At 58.6% G+C, this 21,016-nt stretch carries 24 protein-coding genes and 1 other RNA gene; 6 read left to right on the top strand and 19 right to left on the bottom strand.

Features of this window, described 5'->3' with window-relative positions; translation table 11 throughout:
* Positions 1 to 66: 66 nt before the first annotated feature.
* The 6 genes from pal to ybgC form a co-directional block, all read right to left on the bottom strand.
* Positions 67 to 558 (bottom strand): peptidoglycan-associated lipoprotein Pal, encoded by a 492-nt coding sequence (pal, locus tag AAF739_05280; protein MEM6382067.1) that lies wholly within the window; start codon positions 556 to 558, stop codon positions 67 to 69.
* A 196-nt stretch (positions 559 to 754) separates the two neighbouring features.
* Positions 755 to 2,053 (bottom strand): Tol-Pal system beta propeller repeat protein TolB, encoded by a 1,299-nt coding sequence (tolB, locus tag AAF739_05285; GenBank protein MEM6382068.1) that lies wholly within the window; start codon positions 2,051 to 2,053, stop codon positions 755 to 757.
* A gap of 72 nt (positions 2,054 to 2,125) precedes the next feature.
* Positions 2,126 to 3,100 carry a cell envelope integrity protein TolA gene (locus AAF739_05290; protein ID MEM6382069.1) on the bottom strand — a complete coding sequence of 325 codons (975 nt, stop codon included), beginning with the start codon at positions 3,098 to 3,100 and terminating at the stop codon, positions 2,126 to 2,128.
* 87 nt (positions 3,101 to 3,187) lie between these two features.
* Positions 3,188 to 3,634, bottom strand: a complete 447-nt coding sequence (gene tolR / locus AAF739_05295) for a protein TolR (protein ID MEM6382070.1) — start codon at positions 3,632 to 3,634, stop codon at positions 3,188 to 3,190.
* A gap of 23 nt (positions 3,635 to 3,657) precedes the next feature.
* Positions 3,658 to 4,398 (bottom strand): protein TolQ, encoded by a 741-nt coding sequence (gene tolQ, locus AAF739_05300; protein MEM6382071.1) that lies wholly within the window; start codon positions 4,396 to 4,398, stop codon positions 3,658 to 3,660.
* Positions 4,399 to 4,620: 222 nt separating this feature from the next.
* Positions 4,621 to 5,034 carry a tol-pal system-associated acyl-CoA thioesterase gene (ybgC, locus tag AAF739_05305; GenBank protein ID MEM6382072.1) on the bottom strand — a complete coding sequence of 138 codons (414 nt, stop codon included), beginning with the start codon at positions 5,032 to 5,034 and terminating at the stop codon, positions 4,621 to 4,623.
* 125 nt (positions 5,035 to 5,159) lie between these two features.
* On the opposite strand from ybgC, the gene AAF739_05310 reads away from it, so the two are divergent.
* Positions 5,160 to 6,404, top strand: coding sequence for a multidrug effflux MFS transporter (locus tag AAF739_05310; protein ID MEM6382073.1), 1,245 nt, complete (start codon positions 5,160 to 5,162; stop codon positions 6,402 to 6,404).
* Here AAF739_05310 and AAF739_05315 read toward each other — a convergent pair.
* The 7 genes from AAF739_05315 to ruvC all read right to left on the bottom strand — a co-directional run bounded on the left by AAF739_05315 (position 6,380) and on the right by ruvC (position 10,763).
* The gene (locus tag AAF739_05315) at positions 6,380 to 7,234 is read right to left on the bottom strand and encodes an MBL fold metallo-hydrolase (protein MEM6382074.1); all 855 of its coding nucleotides are present in this window, start codon (positions 7,232 to 7,234) and stop codon (positions 6,380 to 6,382) included. The genes AAF739_05310 and AAF739_05315 overlap by 25 nt on opposite strands.
* A gap of 137 nt (positions 7,235 to 7,371) precedes the next feature.
* Positions 7,372 to 8,424, bottom strand: a complete 1,053-nt coding sequence (gene ruvB, locus AAF739_05320; GenBank protein ID MEM6382075.1) for a Holliday junction branch migration DNA helicase RuvB — start codon at positions 8,422 to 8,424, stop codon at positions 7,372 to 7,374.
* Positions 8,421 to 8,876, bottom strand: coding sequence for a hypothetical protein (locus AAF739_05325; protein MEM6382076.1), 456 nt, complete (start codon positions 8,874 to 8,876; stop codon positions 8,421 to 8,423). The genes ruvB and AAF739_05325 overlap by 4 nt, the downstream gene beginning before the upstream one ends.
* Positions 8,873 to 9,361: a hypothetical protein gene (locus AAF739_05330; protein MEM6382077.1), complete on the bottom strand. Its 489-nt coding sequence runs from the start codon at positions 9,359 to 9,361 to the stop codon at positions 8,873 to 8,875. Before AAF739_05330 ends, AAF739_05325 begins: the two co-directional genes overlap by 4 nt.
* 7 nt (positions 9,362 to 9,368) lie before the next feature.
* Positions 9,369 to 9,635 carry a hypothetical protein gene (locus tag AAF739_05335; protein ID MEM6382078.1) on the bottom strand — a complete coding sequence of 89 codons (267 nt, stop codon included), beginning with the start codon at positions 9,633 to 9,635 and terminating at the stop codon, positions 9,369 to 9,371.
* 7 nt (positions 9,636 to 9,642) lie between these two features.
* Positions 9,643 to 10,260, bottom strand: a complete 618-nt coding sequence (gene ruvA / locus AAF739_05340) for a Holliday junction branch migration protein RuvA (GenBank protein MEM6382079.1) — start codon at positions 10,258 to 10,260, stop codon at positions 9,643 to 9,645.
* Positions 10,257 to 10,763, bottom strand: coding sequence for a crossover junction endodeoxyribonuclease RuvC (ruvC, locus tag AAF739_05345; GenBank protein MEM6382080.1), 507 nt, complete (start codon positions 10,761 to 10,763; stop codon positions 10,257 to 10,259). The genes ruvA and ruvC overlap by 4 nt, the downstream gene beginning before the upstream one ends.
* A gap of 74 nt (positions 10,764 to 10,837) precedes the next feature.
* Between ruvC and AAF739_05350 the strand changes: the two genes are divergently transcribed.
* The gene (locus AAF739_05350; GenBank protein MEM6382081.1) at positions 10,838 to 11,614 is read left to right on the top strand and encodes a sulfite exporter TauE/SafE family protein; all 777 of its coding nucleotides are present in this window, start codon (positions 10,838 to 10,840) and stop codon (positions 11,612 to 11,614) included.
* On the opposite strand, the gene AAF739_05355 is transcribed toward AAF739_05350, so the two are convergent.
* From AAF739_05355 to AAF739_05380, 6 genes are all read right to left on the bottom strand, one after another.
* Positions 11,611 to 12,357: a YebC/PmpR family DNA-binding transcriptional regulator gene (locus AAF739_05355; protein ID MEM6382082.1), complete on the bottom strand. Its 747-nt coding sequence runs from the start codon at positions 12,355 to 12,357 to the stop codon at positions 11,611 to 11,613. The genes AAF739_05350 and AAF739_05355 overlap by 4 nt on opposite strands.
* A 90-nt stretch (positions 12,358 to 12,447) precedes the next feature.
* On the bottom strand, positions 12,448 to 13,275 hold the full coding sequence (locus tag AAF739_05360) for a TIGR00282 family metallophosphoesterase (GenBank protein ID MEM6382083.1): 828 nt from the start codon (positions 13,273 to 13,275) through the stop codon (positions 12,448 to 12,450).
* Positions 13,272 to 13,886 carry a 5-formyltetrahydrofolate cyclo-ligase gene (locus tag AAF739_05365; protein MEM6382084.1) on the bottom strand — a complete coding sequence of 205 codons (615 nt, stop codon included), beginning with the start codon at positions 13,884 to 13,886 and terminating at the stop codon, positions 13,272 to 13,274. Before AAF739_05365 ends, AAF739_05360 begins: the two co-directional genes overlap by 4 nt.
* Before the next feature lie 33 nt (positions 13,887 to 13,919).
* A non-coding RNA gene (gene ssrS / locus AAF739_05370) (6S RNA) lies at positions 13,920 to 14,076 on the bottom strand.
* A gap of 52 nt (positions 14,077 to 14,128) precedes the next feature.
* Positions 14,129 to 14,488, bottom strand: coding sequence for a cell division protein ZapA (locus tag AAF739_05375; GenBank protein MEM6382085.1), 360 nt, complete (start codon positions 14,486 to 14,488; stop codon positions 14,129 to 14,131).
* A 21-nt stretch (positions 14,489 to 14,509) separates the two neighbouring features.
* On the bottom strand, positions 14,510 to 14,809 hold the full coding sequence (locus AAF739_05380; protein MEM6382086.1) for a DUF4164 family protein: 300 nt from the start codon (positions 14,807 to 14,809) through the stop codon (positions 14,510 to 14,512).
* Between the two features lie 248 nt (positions 14,810 to 15,057).
* Here AAF739_05380 and tkt point away from each other — a divergent pair, with 248 nt between their 5' ends.
* The 4 genes from tkt to AAF739_05400 all read left to right on the top strand — a co-directional run bounded on the left by tkt (position 15,058) and on the right by AAF739_05400 (position 20,889).
* Positions 15,058 to 17,046 carry a transketolase gene (tkt, locus tag AAF739_05385; protein MEM6382087.1) on the top strand — a complete coding sequence of 663 codons (1,989 nt, stop codon included), beginning with the start codon at positions 15,058 to 15,060 and terminating at the stop codon, positions 17,044 to 17,046.
* 154 nt (positions 17,047 to 17,200) lie between these two features.
* Positions 17,201 to 18,214 (top strand): type I glyceraldehyde-3-phosphate dehydrogenase, encoded by a 1,014-nt coding sequence (gene gap, locus AAF739_05390; GenBank protein MEM6382088.1) that lies wholly within the window; start codon positions 17,201 to 17,203, stop codon positions 18,212 to 18,214.
* A 514-nt stretch (positions 18,215 to 18,728) separates the two neighbouring features.
* A complete protein-coding gene (locus AAF739_05395; protein MEM6382089.1) occupies positions 18,729 to 19,919 on the top strand; it encodes a phosphoglycerate kinase in 1,191 nt (396 codons plus the stop codon).
* A 76-nt stretch (positions 19,920 to 19,995) separates the two neighbouring features.
* Positions 19,996 to 20,889 carry a fructose bisphosphate aldolase gene (locus AAF739_05400; protein MEM6382090.1) on the top strand — a complete coding sequence of 298 codons (894 nt, stop codon included), beginning with the start codon at positions 19,996 to 19,998 and terminating at the stop codon, positions 20,887 to 20,889.
* Positions 20,890 to 21,016 lie beyond the last annotated feature (127 nt).

Genomic DNA, 21,016 nt, shown 5'->3' on the forward strand with positions numbered 1-21,016 from the left:
TATCGATGCGTGGCTGCGTCGTAAACAGCTCAAGCAAGCCGCACCAGCGGTATGCGCAGACCCCTACTAGCTCGCAGTGCCCTGCAACACGGTAATGGCACGGCGGTTCTGCGACCAGCATGTGATGTCGTTACAGGTGGCGACCGGACGCTCCTTACCGTAGGAGATCGTCGTCAAACGCTGAGGCGGAACACCACGTGAGATCAGGTAGTCGCGCGTTGCTGCCGCCCGTCGGGCTCCCAGTGCAAGGTTGTATTCCCGCGTACCGCGCTCGTCGGCATGGCCTTCGACCTGAATAGAGTACTGGGCATATTGCATGAGCCATGCCGCTTGCCGATCGAGCGTTAAACGCCCCTCGCCTGTCAGCTGTGACGAATCGGTTTCGAAGAAGACCCGGTCTCCAACATTCACGGTGAAGTCCTGCGCGGAGCCCGGAGGAGCGGTTCCTTGGCTGATCGGAAGCTGATCAGGTGTCGTGGACGCACAGGCCGCAAGGAACAATGTGGCGAAAAGGACTGTTACGAACCGAGAAATCATGGAGGCATTGGCGAAGGCCATAGCGGTGAACTTTCTTCAAAAAGCAGGCAGGCCGACCGGTCCGCCACGGAAAAAGGCAGTCACTTGAACGTTCCTGGTTATGAATTGGCAACGTTAAGCATGGCTTGCAGGTCATGGTAAACGCAGGCGATTTTGTGGCAAGCGTCAGCATGGCTGCTCCAAGCTGAACCTTTGGTGAACAAGGCCTTAACGGAGATCAGTTCAGGAGCGGCGACCATGCCGGATCAGAACCAAATGCGGGGGTGGCGACCCGTTGCTCGTTGAAACCGGTCAAATCAATCGTCCACAGTTGCGGCCCACCTGTGGCACCCGGGGTATCGCGGAAAAACATCAGCACACGGCCATTTGGTGCCCATGTCGGCCCCTCATTGTGAAAGCCCTCAGTCAGGATGCGCTCACCGGAACCATCGGTGCTCATCACGCCGATCAGGAACCGACCGCCCTGCTGCTTTGTAAAGGCGATCAGGTCGCCGCGTGGCGACCAAACAGGCGTCGAGTACACACCGGACCCAAAAGAGATGCGCTGCGCTTCGCCGCCCCCGGCGTTCATGACGTAAAGTTGGCCGGAGCCCGAACGGTCGGACGAGAAAACGATCCGCGAGCCGTCTGGCGAGTAGCTTGGTGAGGTGTCGATCGATGCGGAATTCGTCAACCGTGTTGTTGTCTGCGAGCGCAAATCGAAGCGATAGATGTCTGAATAGCCGTCATTCTGAAGCAGGCTCATGACGAGCTGTCCGCCATCTGGCGCAAAGCGCGGGGCAAAGGTCATGCCGGGAAAGTTGCCAACGGCGCGTCGCTGACCCGTCTCAATGTTCAACAGATAAACACGCGGCTGGCCTCCGTCGAAGGACATGTACGTGATCTCCTGGCGGCCGGGAGAGAAGCGCGGGGTCAGAACCAGATCACCTCCGCCAGTCAGGTAGCGCAAATTTGCACCGTCCTGGTCCATGATAGCGAGCCGCTTGGTCCGGTTATCCTTCGGTCCGGTTTCATCCACGAACACCACGCGGGTATCAAAATACCCGCTCTCCCCCGTTAGTCTCTGATAGATAGCATCCGAGATAATATGCGCGACGCGGCGCCAATTTTCGGGGGTGGTAAAATATTGCTGCCCGATGACCTGCTCAGCGCCAAAAACATCCCAGAGCCTGAAGTCAACGCGAAGACGCCCATCACCTTGGCGTTCGACAGCGCCAACGACCAGAGCCTGGGCGTTGACGACCCGCCACTCTGCGAAGTTGGGGCCATCATCCACGCCCAAACCTTGCTGGATGAAAGACGCCGGCTCGAGCGGCCTGAAAAGCCCAGACCGGCGAAGGTTGCTGGTAATCACCTGGGCGATATCAGCGCCAATCTGTGGGTCAGTCCCACTGCCAAAACCAGGTATGGCGATTGGTAACGGCTCCAAGGAACCTTGAGTGATATCAATCTCGAGCACAGCATGTGCCGGCCGGACCATGGCAAGAATGATCAACAGGGCGGTTAGGAGGCCCATCAACCGCACTGCGGTTTGGCCGATCATCGTCGAACTGCTCATCAGATAGTCTCCTTGGGACCACCGCTTATGCTAGCGAAGCATCTCGCGCGGGTCGAAATTCACAATCACATTTTGCCAGGCAGCATATTTCTCAAATGGAAGAGAATATGGCGCGCAGCGGCGAACGGCGCGCAACGCGCTATCGGCGGCCGCCTGGAACGAAGGGTTGCCGGACGAATTGATGACCTGTGCGCGTCCGCTCAACGAGCCGTCCTGCGCTAGGTCCATGCGAACGCGCACGACAAGATCAGAAGCGCCGACTGCGCCGACAGGCGGGTTCCAGCAACGGGCGATCTGGCGCCGCAGAGCATCCATCTCCGACTCCGACAATCGCGCATCGCGGCCATCGGCAGCACCGCGCGTCGCGGGTGCTTGATCGGCGGCGCCGCCACCGCCTTGATTGTCGTCGCGATTGATCAACGCTGCAATCTCATCAGCATTGAACTCCTCCTGCTGCGGTTGCTGGGGCTGCTCGCGTGGAGGCTCGCGCCTTTGGACTGGCTGGGGCGCGATATCGGGCCGTGCCAAAGGGGCCGGTGGCGTAAACCGCGCCTGCTGCTGTGGCTCAGGCTCGGGTTCAACGGTCGGTGTCGGTTCCGGTTCAACAACCGGTCGAGGCTCGGGCTCAGGTTCGGGCAGAGGTTCTGGCTCCGGTAGCGGGTCGGGTTCCGGTAAAGGCTCCGGCTCTGGCAGAGGCTCGGGCTCAGGCAGAGGCTCGGGCTCTGGTAGCGGGGGAGGAGGCGGTGGTGGCGGTGGTGCTGCCGTATCGGGCGTCGCCGCAGCGTTATCCGCAGCGGTCGCTGCATCCTGGCGCCCTTCCCCCTCAGTCGCCGTATCGGAGGGTTGTTCAGACTGACCGACAGAAGGCGGCGCTTCCGGCGTGGGTAGCGGCTCGGCTGTGCGCATGCCCCGTGTGATTTCACTGAACTCTTCAGGCGATAGAATATCCACGGGAACCGCTTGAGCCGTTACGACCTCAAAGGGGTCCGGTTGCGAGAGGTTCAATACCATCCCGCCAAGCAAAGCCGCGTGCAGCACAAAAGAGGTGGGAACGCCAAACCGCATGAGCAACCGGCGCGGGACCGAGCCCCGCTAAGATCCTTCCTCATCAGCGGTGACCAGCCCAAGGCGCGTGTAGCCCGCCCCAGAGATACGCGCCATGACCTGCATGATGGTCCCGTAATCCGTTCCGCGATCGCCGCGCACGAATATGCGTGTCTCCGCACCATCACTGGCGATGGCTTCGAGCGTCGAAAGCAGCTGTTCGAGCGAGACTTCCGTTTCTTGCAGGAAAACCACGCCATCGGAGGTGATCGAAACAGTAATCGGTTCCTCCTCACTCTCCAATTGATTGGCCGACGTCTCAGGCAGGTCGATTGGCACGCCGACAACCAGCAGCGGCGCCGCCACCATGAAGATGATCAGAAGCACCAGCATCACATCCACAAAGGGCGTGACGTTGATCTCGCTCATCGCCCGGGGCCTGCTACGACGCCTGCGCCGCGAGCCCCCACCGCCACTGGCAATCCCCATTCCCATCGCCGATCCCGCCTCTGCTCTGGCTATTCGGCCGCTTGGCGGTTCGCCGCCGCGCGTTCATCGATCTGACGCGAAAGGATGGCCGAGAACTCATCAGCAAAGCCCTCCAAGCGCGTGGTCTGCCGGCTCACATCAGCCACAAACTTGTTGTAAAAAATTGTTGCAGGAATGGCCGCAACAAGGCCAAGAGCCGTCGCAAACAAGGCCTCTGCGATGCCCGGAGCGACGACCGCAAGGTTGGCGTTCTCGGTCGCTGCGATGGCCTGGAACGCCGTCATGATTCCCCAAACCGTCCCAAACAGCCCAATGAAGGGGCCTGCGGACCCGACCGAGGCCAGCACCAACAACCCGCTTTCCATCCGCTCGGATTCACGAGCGATCGTTACATCAAGCACTTTCTCTATGCGCGTCTGCAGGCCGATCCCTGAGCGGGCATTACGCTCATGGCTGCGCTTCCATTCGCGCATCGCGGCAACGAAAAGAGCCGCCATCGTCGTGTTGTTCGAGCGGCTTTGCGTGGACTGATAAAGCTCTTCCAGCGACTGACCGGACCAGAAGACCCTCTCAAAGCGGTCCATTGCTTTCTTGTTACGGCCAAACATCATGTATTTGTCGAACACGATCCCCCAACACCAAACCGAGGCAAGGGCGAGGCCAATCATCACGATTTTAACGACGATGTGCGCCTGCATAAACAAGCCCAACAACGACAAATCGTGGCTTTGCATGGCCAAGTTACTTGTCAGAACATCGGTTCCGTCCATTGGTGCCTTCCGGGGTCAAATATAGCCGAGCTTCGCTGTGCATCGCGATTATCAAGCGGCGGCACGTGCGCTGCGATTGTGTCAGCAAAAGGACCAGCCAGCGGGTGCCGAAACCGGTCGCATCGCGTTAAACGGCACATTAGACCGGCAACACTAAGACATGGTTAATCAACGGTTAGCAGGCAAAGCTAAAAGCTTAACAAGAGGTTAATACGCGGCGGCCTATGTGTTGAACATCGCCCGCACATCAGCTGGCATCCGGATCGGCCGTCCCGCCCCGTTGACACACACGACCGTCACCATCGCAGTGCAAAGCTCCTGGCCGTCCTTAACCACGCGCTGATCGAGAACGCCCCGAGCGCCGGTGGTCGAGACGGGCAGCGTCGTGACATCTAAAAGGTCATCGATCCTCGCTGAAGCAAGGAACTGGACATCCATGCTGCGGACCGCAAGGAAACAGTCCTGCTGTTCGAGACCGGTCTGATCGATCCCTTGCGAACGCAGGGATTCTGTCCGCGCGCGCTCCATGAATTTCAAGTAGTTTGTGTGGTAGACAATGCCGGCAAGGTCGGTGTCTTCGTAATAGACGCGGACTTTGAACAGGTGGGGAAGCGGCAGATCAGTCATCCCTGTCATTGTCAGTCCCCTACCGGGCATTTGCAAGCAGTAGGGCTTGCTCGACTTGCCAAACCGAGTGTGAAACAACCTTGCAGGTGCATTGCCAAGGGCATGCTCACCCTCCCAACCGGGACCAAACCTCAATGACCGCAACGCGGCCCCCTCGTGGCGTTGGCAGGCTTATGCCGTCCCAGCCAGATCGACCTGAATTTATTGTTATGGTCGCCATCCTGATGTCCATCATCGCCCTGTCGGTGGATATCATGCTGCCAGCCTTTGGCGAGATGAGCGCATTCTTCGGCTTGCAGCACGACAATGATCGGCAAGCGATCATAACAGTCATTTTCGCCGGACTGATGTTCGGTCAGCTGATTTTCGGGCCCCTGTCCGATTATATCGGTCGCAAACCCTCGATCCTCATCGGGTTGGGGTTTCATCTTTTCGGGTCGCTCCTGTGCATCGTGGCTCAGGACTTTTGGTTGCTATTGCTGGGCCGCTTCCTCCAGGGCTTTGGAGGCGCCGCCCCCCGCATCGCAATCGTCGCCATGGTACGGGATCGCTTTGAGGGGCAAGCGATGGGTCAGATCATGTCCATCGTTCTGACCGTGTTCATTCTTGTGCCGACCTTTGCCCCGGCGATTGGACAGCTCATTCTCCTGTTTGCTCCATGGCAGGCGCTATTTGGTGCCCTTGTGCTGATGGCGTTGGTGGGCGGCATTTGGTTGACCCTTCGGCAACCGGAAACACATCTCGAGCGGCCAACATTCAACGCATCAACCTTGATCGGCGGCGTTCGCACGGTTCTCACAACACCGGTGACCATGCTGTACTCATTGGCATCGGGGTGCGCTTTTGGAACGCTGCTGGGTTACATCGTGTCCTCGCAGCAAGTCCTGCAAGATCTCTATGGCACCGGTGAACTTTTCGCCTTTTACTTTGGCCTGACGGCAGCCTTCTTAGCCGTATCGTCGTCGGTTAATGCCTGGCTTCTTAACCGCTTCGCCATGGAGAGAGTCACAGCAACCGCCATTGCTGTTCAGATGGGATGGTCCAGCGGCTTTTGGATCCTGCTAGCGATAATCGGCACACCACCGTTATGGCTGTGGATGGTCTTCATCTCCGTCACACTGTTTTTCGTCGGCATGACGTTTGGCAACTACAACGCGATTGCGCTGCGACCATTGGGGCGGATTGCGGGTCTGGCATCGTCTGTGACGGCCTCAATCCAAACGCTGATTTCTGTAAGCGTTGCGGCGTTTATCGGCTCGCAATTCGATATGAGCGTTATGCCCATCGTGACGGGTTCTATCGTGATGTCGGCGATCGCAAGCGGTTTGATGCTCGTCGCGCGGAGAGTGGAGCGTCAATCGGCAGCAAGCGGCTCATAGCAAAAGCCATCTCCGTCCCGCGAAACGTAACCAAGCGCCGGGAAAGGCAGATGGTATCCCGCAATCAGCAAATGCCTGTCGCTTGCAAAATCGAGAAGCTCGCGCCGAACTCGTGCAGCCTCAAGCGGATCGACATCGAGGCTCATGTACCAGTCGGGATGAGCCATCGACCAGATGGCGTGGTTGGCGAGATCGGACATAACCAGGGCAGCCGAACCGTCGCTTTCGATCAGAACGCAGACGTGCCCGGGCGTGTGTCCGGCACCGTCGAGCACCGTCACGCCAGGTGCGACTTCATCGCCGGGCGCACACACCTGCAACCGATCCCCCAGCGTTTCAACAAGCCGCTCGGCAAGCGCGCACAGGCCCGGTTCCGCCGTCTCCGACAGCCAGTAGTCGATCTCGGCTTGCGTTATGAGGTGGCGCGCAGCGGGAAAGGAAATTCCGCCCCGATCGTCCAAAAGCCCCCCGACATGGTCGCGGTGCAGATGCGAGATCAGAACCGTATCGATGCTGTCCGCCGGGATGCCGTTGGCAAGCAGCGATGCGTGAAGCTGACCGGCTACAGGATGCTGTGCCGGCCCAAAGCCCGCGTCGACCAATACCCTGTGCCCAGCTGTCTCAACCAGTGTAACGGTAACAGGGAAATCGAAGCCTCCCGGATCAAGCGCGTTGTCAGCACAAACAGCTCGGAAGTCGCCTGGCTCAGCGTTGATGCCGAAGAAGGCCTGAGAAGGGGCGTGGTGGACAGACCCATCTTTCAACTGCGTCAGCGTAATCTGACCAACGCAAACCGTGTGGCTAGCGGTAGGGCTTGTGACAGTTGACATCAGGCGACCAGACGCAAATCAGGGGGCACCAAAAAGACCTTGATCCCTTACATCTGGGTTACTGCGTCACGCCGAAGATCAAAACCCGGAACAGTACCCATATCAGCGCTGCCGCCGACGCTAGGCACACCTCGGTGCTACGTGTCCTCGGAGGATGCTGGCGCACCGAACAACGCCATTTGCGCGGTCGCCACTGCTTCCGGCATCGTCAGCCCAAGATGAGCAAACGCAGTGGGCGTCATCAGCCGCCCACGCGGCGTCCGCTGGATCAATCCTTGCTGCAGAAGGAAGGGCTCAACAATTTCTTCCAGTGCATCGCGCGGCTCCGACAGAGCTGCGGCCAAGGTCTCGATACCCACTGGCCCACCACCAAACTTCGTTGCAATGAGGTTGAGGTAGCGCTGATCGAGGACATCCAAGCCAATTGAATCCACATCGAGGCGGGTGAGTGCGGCATCGGCGATCGCTTTATCGATCGCACCGTTACTCTCAACAAGCGCAAAGTCTCTCACGCGCCGAAGCAAACGGCCTGCGATGCGCGGTGTGCCGCGCGACCGATTGGCAATCTCCTTGGCACCAGCGTCATCGATGGGGACACTTAACAGGCGCGCACCGCGCTTAATGATCCGCTCCAACTCGTCGGGGGTGTAAAACTGCAAGCGGATGGGAATGCCAAAGCGATCCCGCAGCGGCGTCGTCAAAAGGCCGAGGCGGGTCGTCGCTGCGACGAGGGTGAAACGGCAAAGATCAATCTTCACGGATCGGGCGGCTGGGCCCTCGCCGATAATCAAATCAAGCTGGAAATCCTCCATCGCAGGATAAAGAATCTCCTCCACTGCGGGGTTGAGACGGTGGATTTCATCGATGAAGAGGACATCACCATCCTCCAGATTGGTCAGGATTGCCGCCAGATCGCCTGCTTTGGCAATGACCGGGCCCGACGTTGCACGGAAGCTCACGCCCAACTCTCGCGCAACGATCTGTGCGAGAGTGGTTTTTCCCAATCCAGGTGGCCCGACGAACAAGACATGATCAAGCGGCTCATTGCGTGCTCGAGCGGACTCAATGAATATTTTCAGATTGCCTCGCGCCTCAGCCTGACCCGTGAAGTCGTCAAGAGTTTGGGGGCGTAGAACGGGGTCATCGCCATCGCGCCGGTCAACGTCACGTACGGGGGCGCCTTCGCTCATCCGCTCACCTCCGCTTCAAGCAAACCGCTCAAACGAACGATCGGCCAAGCTGCCGCCACAACACCTATCATCAAGACAACGATGCCCATCGCTTGAACCACCCCAACGATCGGTGAGGCAAGCAACGCCCCAAGTGACCCGCCCAGAAAAACACAGATCAGCACCAGCGGCAGAGACAGTGTGCGCCCCATGGCAACAAGCCACGCGACAGCGGCAGATGCCGCGAGCGCAGGAAACAAACCGAAAAGATAGCTATAAACCGAGCCCGACAAGAACACCCCGAGCGCGGCGCGCGGTAGATCGCTGATGCCGAAGCGCGAAAGATCGTAGGACGGGTCACCCAGCAACTGCAGCACTAGAAACAGGATACCGGCCAACGGCGGCATAACCACGATCAAAACCAGCGTAATGATCGCAATTACCGTAACGCGCTTGCCTAACCTCAGCTTCATGGCGCGGTTCGGGCGGTAGGCGGGCGCTTGGAGAACAGGCGAAGCAGGCCTGTGAGAGCCACCGAAGCGGGGATGGTAACCGCAGCTCCAAAACTCGCCCCATAGACCGCACTCTGCCAGCCCGCGAACTCACTGATCATGTAGAATACTGCACCGACGGCGGCGCCAAGCAGAAACGCAGAGAACATTGTCACCGGTCCACGCCACCCCTCGTACCAACCGACGATCAGGCCAGCTGCGAGACCCGGAAGTATTCCCCAATAGGGTGGGCCATGAAACGTCAAGAGCGCGCGCCACGATACCCCGGTCACAAAAGTCCCCAATGCGACGCCAAACGTTGCGTCGGAACCGATCATTGCGAATACAATTAGCAGCAGCACGCCCGTTAACGCCGCGATCCAAGGACCGACGAGCGCGAACAGACCAACAATCAAGGCGAGGTTTCGCCACGGCTTGTCTGGTAGCTCTATCGCGCGATCTGGCATCGGGTTCTCAGACAAAGGCAATCAAGGCCCCCACGCTCAGCATCATCACAGCGACGATCGTCAAAACGCCCAGACGCAGCCAGCCAAAGGTCTCGTGAACGCGTGCGTCTTCGCTAATCACTGACCATGGGCGATCCCATACATAGACCCGGCCAAACATCTTCCGATTAAACCAAGAACGCAGAACGAGCAGGGCCATCATCCCCACGGGAAGGATCGCAAACACGCAAACGAGCCCGATAACCCACGCCCGAGGCACGTCGAATAGGGCCATGAACACCTCAAGAGGACAGAGCTTTCAGACCAAGCCGGATCAACGTTTGCGCTGACGCGCCGTCGCCCGCTTCGCCCTTCGCTTTGGCTACCGCACCAGAGGCCTGTTGAGCGGAATAACCCAAATTGGTCAAGGCTGATACGGCATCAACGATGGCGCTGCCCGCACCCGGTTCGTGATGGTCGGCTTGCAGGCTAATTGCGCCTGGCTCGGCGGCCGAAACAGTTGGTGCCCGGTCTTTCAACTCACTGACAATACGTTGAGCAACCTTGGGACCCACGCCAGGTGCACGCGCCACCATGGCCTTGTCCTGCAGTGCGATCGCTGAGGCAAGATCCGACGTCGACAGCGTCCCCAAAATTGCGAGCGCAACCTTTGCGCCAACTCCCTGAACAGACTGCAAAAGCCGAAACCATGCCCGCTCGCTTTCGGAAGCGAACCCGTTCAACCGGATAAGGTCTTCCCGCACCAGCGTATCGATCCAAAGCGTGACGCCCTCCTCGCCAGCAGCATAGCGACCAAGCATCGTGGAGGTGCCAAATACCTCATAGCCTACGCCACCCACATCAAGGATCAGGCTTTCAGTCAAAACGCTGTCAACGCGGCCGGTAAGCTTGCCAATCATCTTAGTCTTTCAAGCGCGCGCACCGATCTTTGATGGGCATGGCAAATGGCGATCGCCAACGCATCGGCCTCATCGGCCCGCGACACCTTCGCCCGCGGCAGCAAAACCTCGACCATAGCTTGCACCTGTCGTTTATCGGCATGCCCGACACCGACGACTGTCTTTTTCACCTTGTTGGCCGCGTACTCGCCAACTTGAAGCCCATGCTGGGCGACCGCCAGCAGAGCCACGCCACGAGCCTGTCCAAGCTTCAGGGTGGACAGAGGGTCCTTGTTGACGAAAGTCTCCTCGACCGAGGCTTCCGCGGGCGCATGATCGACAATGACGTTTGTAAGCCCTGCATGGAGTGCGGCAAGCCGCATCGCTAACTCCTGATCCGATGCAGGTGAGACAACGCCGCTGGCTACGTAGCTGAGCTGGGTGCCCGCGCAATCAATGACACCCCAGCCCATGTGCCGGAGGCCTGGGTCCACACCGATAATACGAATCGTCTCAATTGCCATGGCGCTTGTTTTGGCACGGCCAATCGCGTACCGCACCCGCTTCCGTAAAGCAGACCGCCCGTCAATCCACCATCATGCACAGCGTTTTTGAAGCCTTCGCCGACCTCGCTCAAGACCCATCGCTTGTTCCAGCACTACTCGTTATCTCCGCAGCGGGGGCAATTCGTGGTTTTGCGGGCTTCGGTGGTGGCATGCTGTTCATTCCCTTCGGCAGCTTCCTGTTCGAACCACGTGTCGCCGTCGTCGCGTTCTTCCTGATCGATTCGGTGGTAACATTGCCGCTCGTGCGGCGAGCGTTCCAACACTGGGACTGGCACACGGTGCTACCGTGCGCACTGGGATCTTGGCTGGGCGTCGGCTTTGGCGCGTACATCCTCGCCACGGCTGATCCCCTCGCGCTTCGTTGGTCCATAAGCGCCATCATCATCGTCCTGGTCGCGTTCATGGCCACCGGCTGGCGTTACAGAAAACGCCCTGCGCCGCTGCTTTCGGTCGGAGTCGGCGTTTCGTCCGGTGTCCTGGGTGGCGTCAGCCAGGTCTCCGCACCACCCTTGGTAGCGTTTTGGACCTCTGGGCCGCTACCGGCAGAAGTCATCCGCGCCAATGTGATCTGCTTCTTCTTTTTCGCAACGCTGGGCAGCGCAGTGGCCTTTGCGCTCAACGGCATTTTCGGCGCTGAGCCGATCGGACTGGCCCTCTGGCTAGCGCCCGCTTACGGGTTTGCGCTCTTCGTCGGCGCGCGACTGTTCGGAAGGGCAAATGAAACGCTGTTCCGGCGCGCCGCACTGATCATGATCATGGTGGCGGCAGTTCTTTCGATGCCGCTACTCGATCCGGTCTTACGTGGCTAACCGGCGAGCTGCTCCAGAACGTCGTCGGACATCTCGAAGTTGGCGTAGACGGTCTGCACGTCATCATCATCTTCAAGCGTATCAATGAGTTTAATGAGCGTTCCCGCCTTGTCGGCATCCACATCGATCAGGTTTTGCGGCTTCCAGATCGGATTGACGCTTTCAGCTTCACCCAACTGGGCCTGAAGAGCTGATGAGACCTCGTTAATGTCCCCGAAGGCGCAATAGATCGTGTGGCCGTTCTCGTCCGAGATCACATCTTCGGCCCCCGCCTCGATCGCGGCTTCCATGACCGTATCTGCGTCCGCCGCATCGGCCGGATAGCGGATTTCTCCGACCCGATCGAACATAAAAGAGACAGAACCCGTCTCACCGAGCGAACCACCATGTTTGGTGAAGTAGGAGCGGACCGCGCTGGCTGTGCGATTGCGGTTGTCCGTCATCGCTTCAACAACCACCGCTATGCCTCCGGGCCCATAGCCCTCATAGCGAATCTCTTCATAATCATCGCCTTCGCCAGCCTGGGACTTTTTGATCGCACGCTCGATATTGTCCTTAGGCATCGATTGCGCCTTGGCATTTTGGACGGCAAGCCGAAGCCGCGGATTCATATCGGGGTCGGGCATCCCCATCTTCGCTGCGACCGTGATCTCCTTGGCGAGCTTGGAGAACAGCTTAGACCGCGCCTTATCCTGGCGGCCCTTCCTGTGCATGATATTTTTGAACTGACTGTGGCCAGCCATCGGCAACCTCGACTCACGACAAATGGTTGAATTTCCCGCACATAATCGCTGGCCGACCGAAAATCCAGCAGTTGGGGCCTTCCGGCGAACCTATGCCCAGAAACTGGGCGCGATGGGATCAAGTCTGCCGCCCATACGGACAGGGCCGCATTGCTCCGCCAGTCCGGTCTTCGCGTCAACCAGAACGGCTATACCTGAAACGGTCCCTTCGCCCTCCGCTGGGCTGAAGCGCCCCTGAGGGAGCTTGGTCACGAAACGCCGGACCGGTTCCGTCCGATCCATTCCGATGATGGAGTGATAGTCGCCGCACATGCCAGCGTCGGTCTGGTACGCGGTGCCTCCAGGCATAACTCTGTGATCAGCGGTAGGCACATGCGTGTGCGTTCCAACAACCAGCGATGCGCGGCCATCAAGGTGAGCACCAAGGGCCTGCTTTTCTGAGGTCGCTTCTGCGTGGAAATCGACGATTGCGCAGTCCGCAACCGCACCGATCGGGCACTGTTCCAGCTCACGATCGACAAGTGCGAAAGGGTCACCCATGGCATCCATGAACAAACGGCCCATCGCATTGATCACCAGAACTTGCTCGCCGGTTCGTGCTTTGAACAGCCCACTGCCTCGGCCCGGCGTTCCATCGGGAAATGTGATCGGCCGCAAAAGGCGCGGCGTCCGCTCAATGTAAACGAGCGTTTCGCGCTGGTCGAAAGCGTGATTGCCAAGCGTGATGACGTCGATGCCACAGTCGAAAAACTGCTCGCAGATACTCTCGGTGATACCAAAACCGTGTGCGGCGTTCTCGCCGTTGCAAACAACGAAATGAATATCCTGTTTTTGGATCAGATCCGGCAGGTGGGCCTCAACGGCATCGCGGCCAGCGCGGCCCACCACATCACCCAAAAACAGACAGTGGAAGCTCATCGTCCACCGCTATCACTTATGAATGGGGCAAGGCGAGTCTCGCCTGCTGGGCAAATGATCAATCCATCAGGCGTCAGGATGCCGTCTAGTGGAACATCGTGCGGCTCATTCACTATGTCCGCCACCTCTTGGCAGGCATAGGCTATCCCCACACGCACTGGATCAGCACCGTTTTGCCGGAACTTCGCGATTGCGCGGTCGTAATGGCCTTTACCATAGCCGATGCGGTTCCCGGAGGCGGAAAAGGCAACCAAGGGCATCAGCAAAATCTGAGGTATGCACTGCGCCTGCGTCTCATCGGGACCAAGCGTGCCGAAACCAACCGGTACCAAAGGCCGAGCCGGGTTCCAGCGCCTGAAAACCATGGTGGTCTGATCGAGCAGGACCGGCAGACACAAAATCGCTCCGGCGGCATTGAACCGATCAAGCAGCGGCAACGGATCGATCTCGTGGCCGATGGCGTGATAGCCCCCGACGACCTTGCCTTCCACATGCCACGCAGAATGCTTGACCAGTCCAAGAGCGCTTGCATCCCGATCCGCCGGTGAGAGTTCCGAGCGACGGGCTAGCGCACGCGCCCGCACAAGCGACTTCGATTCGCTTACAGGCATGTCAGCCGCGAGTTTGTAACGGGAAAACAGTTAGGTGAAGCCGCGACAGCCGTGTCAGCGTCGATCCTGGGAAACCTACAAAGTAGGTGGGCGCCGTGTGATCCGGTCCACGGACCGGTCCAGGGACAGCTCCCGTTCGGATCGGTAAGGCCCCAGGGAAAAAGCCGATACACGAGCAGCGCAGCCTCTAACCCTAATATAACGGCCGGTTTGCAGCATTCAATCTCTGGACACAGACTGTTCTAACCATTCTCACGGGCGCCAACCAAGGCCTCCAGTCGGGCCGCAACGCCATCAAGGCGTGCCCTGACGGCTTCGGGATCGAGCGGTTGCGACGACGCCGCAGTATTCAATGCTTCGGTCAGCTTGTGAACCTGCCCAGTCAACAACTCGATTTTTTCTTCTGCTTCGCCAACCCGATCGGTCATCATCAAGCCGGCCATAACCGCCAGTCGGGTATCACCGATCTCGCCAAACGATGACCTGAGCTCGTCAACGGTGCCGTCGAAGGTGTTTGCAAGGCCAGCCAAACGCTCCTCATCACCGTCTTCGCAGGCGAGACGGAATGATTTGCCCGCAATACTCACAACAACTTGACCCACGCCGACTGTTTCCCTCGCTCCCTAGGACCCTCGGACTTCCGAAGACGCGTTCTCACCTGAAAGGACGGAGCGGACGCTGTTTATGACATCGATCAAGCGTTGCGAAACCGCCTGATTCGCAGCCTCCATTGCGCGGGTCTCAGCGCGAGCATTATCCAAATACTGAGCAAGCTGTGCACGGTCCGTACTCAATCGGGCAACCTCGGCGTATAGACGCTCTCGCTCGGCCAAGAGGGCCTGGCGCTGACCAACACTTGTTTCAATCGCGCCGATCGCCCGGTCCAGGCGATCAAAAACCGCGTCCAATTCATCCGCCATCATGCGGCCCCTCGCATTTGCGCACCCACCACCGGAAGTTTCTTGTGCAACGCCTTGCGCGCATTTACGAACGTCGACTGGCGTGCGTCAACGCTCCAAGCCGGCGGCCGTTCACTTTCTCGTTGATGGAGCACATCGGCAATGCTCCCTTTTCAACCTTTGTCCGTTCGTCTAGAAGGCAGCCGGCTCGCCGCTCAAAACGTTCTGCGGCCGCAAGACGTCTTCTGCAAAAACCACCGGCAATTGTCTCCATGACCGATGTTGATCGCCACAAACAGATGGCAAACGCCATCCGTTTCCTTTCCATTGACGCCGTTCAGAAGGCGAACTCCGGTCATCCGGGGCTGCCCATGGGTGCGGCCGATATTGCAACGGTCCTGTTTTCCAAGTTCATCAAGTTCGATCCAACGGAGCCGAACTGGCCAGATCGCGACCGCTTTGTGCTGTCTGCGGGGCATGGATCGATGCTGCTGTATTCGATTCTCTACCTGCTTGGCGTCGAGGACATGTCGCTTGATGATCTGAAGAATTTTCGGCAGTTGGGTTCGAAAACGGCCGGCCACCCCGAATATGGTCATGCAGCGGGAATCGAAACCACAACCGGGCCGCTGGGCCAAGGTCTCGCTAATTCCGTCGGCATGGCGCTCGCCGAACGCATCCTAGCGGCGCGCTTCGGTTCCGAATTGGTTGATCATTACACCTATGTCCTAGCGTCTGATGGCGACCTTATGGAGGGCATCAGCCACGAGGCGATATCCCTTGCGGGTCATCTCAAACTGAACCGCCTCATCGTCCTTTTCGATGATAACAACATCTCAATCGATGGTCCCGTAACGCTGTCAGAAACCGGTGACATGTTGGAGCGTTTTGAAGCCGCCAATTGGGACACGGTGCGCATCGATGGTCACAATCCCTCAGATATTGAAGCAGCGATTGAGCGCGCCCGCTCATCTGACAAGCCCAGCCTGATTGCCTGCAAGACCCGGATAGGCTTTGGCGCACCAACCAAAGAGAACACGTCGAAAGCCCATGGTTCGCCGCTGGGTGACGAAGAGATCGCCGCAACGCGGGAAGCCTTGGGTTGGGATCACCCACCGTTTGAGGTGCCCGTTGACGTCCTTGACGCCTGGCGGATCACCGGCGTGAAGGCGGTCCACGAGCGCGCGGAATGGCAAAAGAGACTGGATGCTGCCGATCCGCAAACCAAGGCCGAGTTCGAGCGCCGCTTGCGCGGTGACCTGCCCGCTACACTCGACAGTGTGATAGAAACCTATGTCGCATCGCTCGCCGAAACCGCGCCAAAAGTGGCCACCCGCAAAGCCTCTGAGATGGCCTTGGAGGCGTTCGTCCCGACACTTCCTGAGGCCGTATCTGGATCGGCTGACCTAACCGGTTCTAACAATACCCGCACGACCACCATGACGCCTGTCAGCGCGGACAATTATGGCGGCAACTTCGTTCATTGGGGCATTCGCGAACACGGCATGACCGCGGCCATGAACGGAATGGCGCTGCACGGCGGTATCATTCCGATCTCTGGAACTTTTCTTGTTTTCTCGGATTACTCACGTCCTGCGATCCGACTGGCCGCTCTGATGGGTATTCGAGTTGTCCACGTGCTGACACATGATTCGATTGGTCTGGGTGAAGACGGTCCCACCCATCAGCCCGTCGAGCACTTGGCGGCCTTGCGTGCGATCCCCAACCTCAACGTCTTCAGGCCAGCCGACGTGATTGAAACCGCAGAATGCTGGCAGCTTGCGCTCAAATCAGAGGACCGTCCCTCGGTTCTCGCGCTGACCAGGCAAGGGCTGCCGTGCCTTCGGCATGAGGACAGCGGTAAGAACAGATCCGCACGTGGTGCCTATGAACTGGCGTCAGGTGGATCGGACGCTCGCGTGACCTTGTTCGCCTCGGGTTCCGAAGTTGAGATCGCGATGGCGGCCCGTGCGCTCCTGAGCGAAGATGGAATTGCCGCACGCGTTGTATCGGTTCCATCGTTTGAACTTTTTGAGGCGCAAGACGATGATTACCGAGCGGCCACGATAGGCTCAACCGACGTCAACATCGCGATCGAAGCCGGTGTCGAGTTGGGCTGGAGTCGCTACATCGGCCAGGATGGCATTTTCATCGGGATGTCATCATTCGGTGCTTCTGGGCCCTACCAGGAGGTCTACGCGCACTTCGGTATTACCGCGGAAGCTGCTGCGGCAGCCGCAAGGGCGAGGCTCGCGGACTAAGGCACGGTTATCGGGGACTGTGCTCGCATAGCAGCCCTGCATGGGATGCTCTTTATTGAACAGGTATCGCCAACTATGGTGACGCCCAAAGGTGAACCATGATCGAACCTAGTCGATCGCGGAAGCGCTTCAGTCCTTAGGGGGAGACACAAGCATGACAGTGAAAGTTGCCATCAACGGTTTTGGTCGGATCGGCCGGAACGTGGTCCGGGCCATCTATGAATCAGGCCGCAAGGACATTGATGTCGTCGCCATTAACGATCTTGGGCCGGTCGAAACCAATGCGCATTTGATGCGCTACGATTCGGTGCATGGGAAATTTCCCAAAACCGTCGAAGTGGATGGCGACACGATCAAGATCGAGGGCGGTGACAGTTTCAAGGTTCTGGCTGAGCGTGACCCTGCCAAGCTCCCCTGGGGCGCGATGGGTATCGATATTGTCATGGAATGCACCGGCATCTTCACGGCGAAAGACAAGGCCTCCATGCACCTTGAAGCTGGTGCAAAAAGAGTTCTGGTTTCAGCGCCTGCAGCTGGGGCTGACAAGACCATCGTATACGGCGTGAATCATGAAGTGCTGACCGCTGACGATCTGGTTGTTTCCAATGCTTCGTGCACCACCAATTGCCTGGCGCCCGTCGCCAAAGTTCTGCATGACGCGATCGGCATCGAAAAGGGGATGATGACGACCATCCACTCCTACACCGGTGACCAGCCGACGCTCGATACAATGCACAAGGATTTGTATCGCGCCCGCGCAGCTGCGATGTCGATGATCCCAACCTCGACCGGCGCTGCAAAAGCGGTGGGTTTGGTCCTTCCCGACCTCAACGGAAAGCTCGACGGTTTCGCGATGCGCGTTCCAACCCCCAATGTTTCGGTGGTCGATCTCAAGTTCATCGCGTCGAAAGCGACGTCGGTCGACGAGGTGAACGCCGCTATCAAGGCCGCTGCATCCGATGGCCCGCTGAAGGGCATTCTTGGTTACACCGAAGACAAGCTCGTCTCCATTGACTTCAACCACGACCCGCACTCATCCATCTTCCACATGGATCAGACCAAGGTCATGGACGGTAGCTTTGTCTCCGTCTTGTCTTGGTACGATAATGAGTGGGGCTTTTCCTGCCGTATGGCGGACACTGCCGTGGCGATGGCGAAGCTGATCTAACTTCAAAAAAAGCGCGGCATTGTCCGCGCTTTTTTTGCGGAGGTGATCCATCAATACACTGCTCGCCCCTTTTAATTGGTGCAGCTGTACTTGCTTTGGCGCTTGGCGTGATGGCAGCCTTACCTAAGCGTCCTTCAAAACCTTGTCGAAGAGGTAGCGGTAACGACGGTAGCTTCGGCGACACCAGCAGTGGTGGTGGCGGCGAATAGCGCAATGGCACTGATCCGAACGGCCGATTAGTTTTGGTGACGACCAATTCTTCCAGACCGGGGTGCGTGTTCGCGATAGGGCATGCGACCACTGTCGCGACAAACGAGAATAAAGCGGTTGGGATCAAGCCTCGCACTCAAGGGACGCTTTAGGGACTATGCAAACAATCATTTTCATCCTCTTTCTCGCTGCGATCGCCATAAACGTCTTCTTCCTTTTCCGGGTGTCGGGAAAATTTGGGCGGCTCAACGATCGCTTATCCGAACGGGGCGCGGAGCGGCGGCGACTGGAAGCAAAAGGAAATATGAGCTTCAGAACCCTCGATGAGATGAACATGGACGGCAAGATCGTCCTCACCCGCGTCGACATCAATGTCCCCACCAACAACGGCGAAGTCACCGACGCCACGCGGATTGAACGGATTGTTCCAACAATCAGAGATATCCAATCCAAAGGGGGTAAGCCGGTGCTGCTGGCGCATTTCGGTCGTCCAAAGGGCAAACCGAACCCGGACTACTCCCTGCGCGTGACTGTCCCTGCCCTTGAGAGTGCACTGGGCCAGGGCGTGGAGTTCATCGAAAAGCCGGACCGGGCGACCCTAGAAGCGCTGCCTTCGAGCGCCGTTGTCCTTGTCGAGAACACCCGCTTCTCACCGATGGAAGAGAAGAACGACCCCAAAATGGCGGAGTTCCTCGCCTCCCTCGGCGATGTCTATTGCAATGATGCTTTTTCTGCGGCGCACCGCGCCCATGCGTCCACCGAGGGGGTCGCACGCCTCCTGCCGGCGTGCGCTGGACGCCTCATGCAAGCGGAGCTGACTGCGCTCGAGAGGGCCCTGGGGGACCCGCAGCATCCAGTTGCCGCAGTCGTTGGCGGAGCAAAGGTTTCGACCAAGCTCGATTTGCTATCGAACCTTCTGTCAAAAGTTGATCACCTCATTATCGGTGGGGGCATGGCCAACACCTTTCTCGCCGCTAAAGGTATCGAGGTGGGCAAGTCGCTGGCGGAGCATGATTTGGCTGAAACAGCGCGCGGGATCATGGAGAAGGCGGAAAGCGAGAATTGTACGATCCACCTGCCCACCGACATCGTCGTGGCGCAGGAGTTCGCCGCAAATGCTTGGTCAAAAACCGTTCCAGTCGACCAATGCCCACCCGACGCCATGATCCTCGACGCTGGTCCCGAGACGATCGAAAACGTCGTTGAAACGATCAGCGCGTCGAAGACACTTGTCTGGAACGGCCCGCTTGGCGCGTTCGAGATTGCACCCTTCGATGCGGCGACGGTGAACGCGGCGCGCGCCGCCGCCGCAGCAACACGCGCCGGACGCCTGCTCTCGGTGGCTGGCGGTGGTGACACCGTCGCTGCGCTCAAGCACGCCGGCGTCATCGACCAATTCAGCTATGTTTCGACCGCTGGTGGGGCTTTCCTCGAGTGGATGGAAGGCAAAACCCTTCCCGGTGTCGCAGCACTGGAAGATGCGGCGAAGCAATAGGCAAGCCCGGAACGCACTTGCTGCGATCCGAGACGCTGACTTATCGTGAAAAATGAACAACGGACCGGGGGACCCAATGTCCAAAGATCAAATGACTGAGCAGATGACCAACGGCAAAGGCTTCATAGCGGCGCTCGACCAGAGCGGGGGGTCAACACCGAAGGCTCTGAAGCTCTACGGCATCGACGAAGACGCTTATGCCTCAGAAAGCGAAATGTTCGACCTTATCCACGCCATGCGGTCCCGAATTGCCACCGCACCGGCCTTTACCGGCGACAAGGTGGTCGGAGCGATCCTGTTCGAGATGACCATGGACCGCGAGATAGCCGGTAAGCCAACGGCGCGGTATATGTGGGAAGACCGCCGCGTGGTTCCATTCCTCAAGATCGACAAGGGCTTGGCCGACGAGGCGGATGGCGTGCAGCTCATGAAGCCGATCCCCGGCCTTGACGATCTGCTTTCCCGGGCGGTCCAACACGGTATCTTCGGCACCAAGGAGCGCTCGGTCATCAATCGGGCATCGCAGAGCGGTGTTGATGCCGTGGTTGCCCAGCAGTTCGAGCTCGGTGCGCAGGTGCTGTCGCATGGTCTGATGCCGATTATCGAGCCTGAAGTCACAATCTCGATTGCTGATAAAGCGGAAGCAGAAGACATGCTTTTGGATTCGATCAGCAGACATCTCGACTCTCTCCCCGGAGATAAGAAGGTCATGCTGAAGCTGTCGCTACCCACGAAGGTCAACCTCTACAAGCCGCTGGTTGACCATCCCAAGGTGATGCGCGTTGTTGCACTGTCCGGCGGATATGAGCGTGATGAAGCCAATGCCGTCCTCGCAAAGAATACCGGAGTTATCGCCAGCTTCTCACGCGCCCTGACTGAAGGGCTTTCAGCCCAGCAAAATGATGCGGAATTCAACGCAGCAATCGCCAAAACCATCGATGCAATCTACGCTGCATCGGTGGCGGGCTAAGCCAGGAAGCCGAGGAGCCATCAGAAAGAAGTATGCTCGCCGTTTGCAACAGCCGAAGCTCCATATGTCTGGCGCAAGTCCGGCTCTAACTCGGTAAGCAGGGGCAAGCGATTGTCGGGTGCAAAGC

This window comes from Pseudomonadota bacterium, from assembly GCA_039024915.1.
Lineage (GTDB): Bacteria > Pseudomonadota > Alphaproteobacteria > Rhizobiales > MH13 > MH13.

Excerpts from the sequence above, each read along its gene's own strand:
- tolR (MEM6382070.1), bottom strand. The coding sequence starts at position 3,634 with ATGGGAATGGGGATTGCCAGTGGCGGTGGGGGCTCGCGGCGCAGGCGT.
- AAF739_05395 (MEM6382089.1), top strand. The coding sequence starts at position 18,729 with ATGAGCTTCAGAACCCTCGATGAGATGAACATGGACGGCAAGATCGTC.
- tolQ (MEM6382071.1), bottom strand. The coding sequence starts at position 4,398 with ATGGACGGAACCGATGTTCTGACAAGTAACTTGGCCATGCAAAGCCAC.
- gap (MEM6382088.1), top strand. The coding sequence starts at position 17,201 with ATGACAGTGAAAGTTGCCATCAACGGTTTTGGTCGGATCGGCCGGAAC.
- AAF739_05350 (MEM6382081.1), top strand. The coding sequence starts at position 10,838 with ATGCACAGCGTTTTTGAAGCCTTCGCCGACCTCGCTCAAGACCCATCG.
- AAF739_05360 (MEM6382083.1), bottom strand. The coding sequence starts at position 13,275 with ATGAGCTTCCACTGTCTGTTTTTGGGTGATGTGGTGGGCCGCGCTGGC.
- ruvC (MEM6382080.1), bottom strand. The coding sequence starts at position 10,763 with ATGGCAATTGAGACGATTCGTATTATCGGTGTGGACCCAGGCCTCCGG.
- AAF739_05315 (MEM6382074.1), bottom strand. The coding sequence starts at position 7,234 with ATGTCAACTGTCACAAGCCCTACCGCTAGCCACACGGTTTGCGTTGGT.
- ruvA (MEM6382079.1), bottom strand. The coding sequence starts at position 10,260 with ATGATTGGCAAGCTTACCGGCCGCGTTGACAGCGTTTTGACTGAAAGC.
- AAF739_05380 (MEM6382086.1), bottom strand. The coding sequence starts at position 14,809 with ATGATGGCGGATGAATTGGACGCGGTTTTTGATCGCCTGGACCGGGCG.
- tkt (MEM6382087.1), top strand. The coding sequence starts at position 15,058 with ATGACCGATGTTGATCGCCACAAACAGATGGCAAACGCCATCCGTTTC.
- ruvB (MEM6382075.1), bottom strand. The coding sequence starts at position 8,424 with ATGAGCGAAGGCGCCCCCGTACGTGACGTTGACCGGCGCGATGGCGAT.
- AAF739_05330 (MEM6382077.1), bottom strand. The coding sequence starts at position 9,361 with ATGCCAGATCGCGCGATAGAGCTACCAGACAAGCCGTGGCGAAACCTC.
- AAF739_05365 (MEM6382084.1), bottom strand. The coding sequence starts at position 13,886 with ATGCCTGTAAGCGAATCGAAGTCGCTTGTGCGGGCGCGTGCGCTAGCC.
- tolB (MEM6382068.1), bottom strand. The coding sequence starts at position 2,053 with ATGGGCCTCCTAACCGCCCTGTTGATCATTCTTGCCATGGTCCGGCCG.
- AAF739_05335 (MEM6382078.1), bottom strand. The coding sequence starts at position 9,635 with ATGGCCCTATTCGACGTGCCTCGGGCGTGGGTTATCGGGCTCGTTTGC.
- AAF739_05325 (MEM6382076.1), bottom strand. The coding sequence starts at position 8,876 with ATGAAGCTGAGGTTAGGCAAGCGCGTTACGGTAATTGCGATCATTACG.
- ybgC (MEM6382072.1), bottom strand. The coding sequence starts at position 5,034 with ATGACAGGGATGACTGATCTGCCGCTTCCCCACCTGTTCAAAGTCCGC.
- AAF739_05310 (MEM6382073.1), top strand. The coding sequence starts at position 5,160 with ATGACCGCAACGCGGCCCCCTCGTGGCGTTGGCAGGCTTATGCCGTCC.
- AAF739_05400 (MEM6382090.1), top strand. The coding sequence starts at position 19,996 with ATGTCCAAAGATCAAATGACTGAGCAGATGACCAACGGCAAAGGCTTC.
- pal (MEM6382067.1), bottom strand. The coding sequence starts at position 558 with ATGGCCTTCGCCAATGCCTCCATGATTTCTCGGTTCGTAACAGTCCTT.
- AAF739_05355 (MEM6382082.1), bottom strand. The coding sequence starts at position 12,357 with ATGGCTGGCCACAGTCAGTTCAAAAATATCATGCACAGGAAGGGCCGC.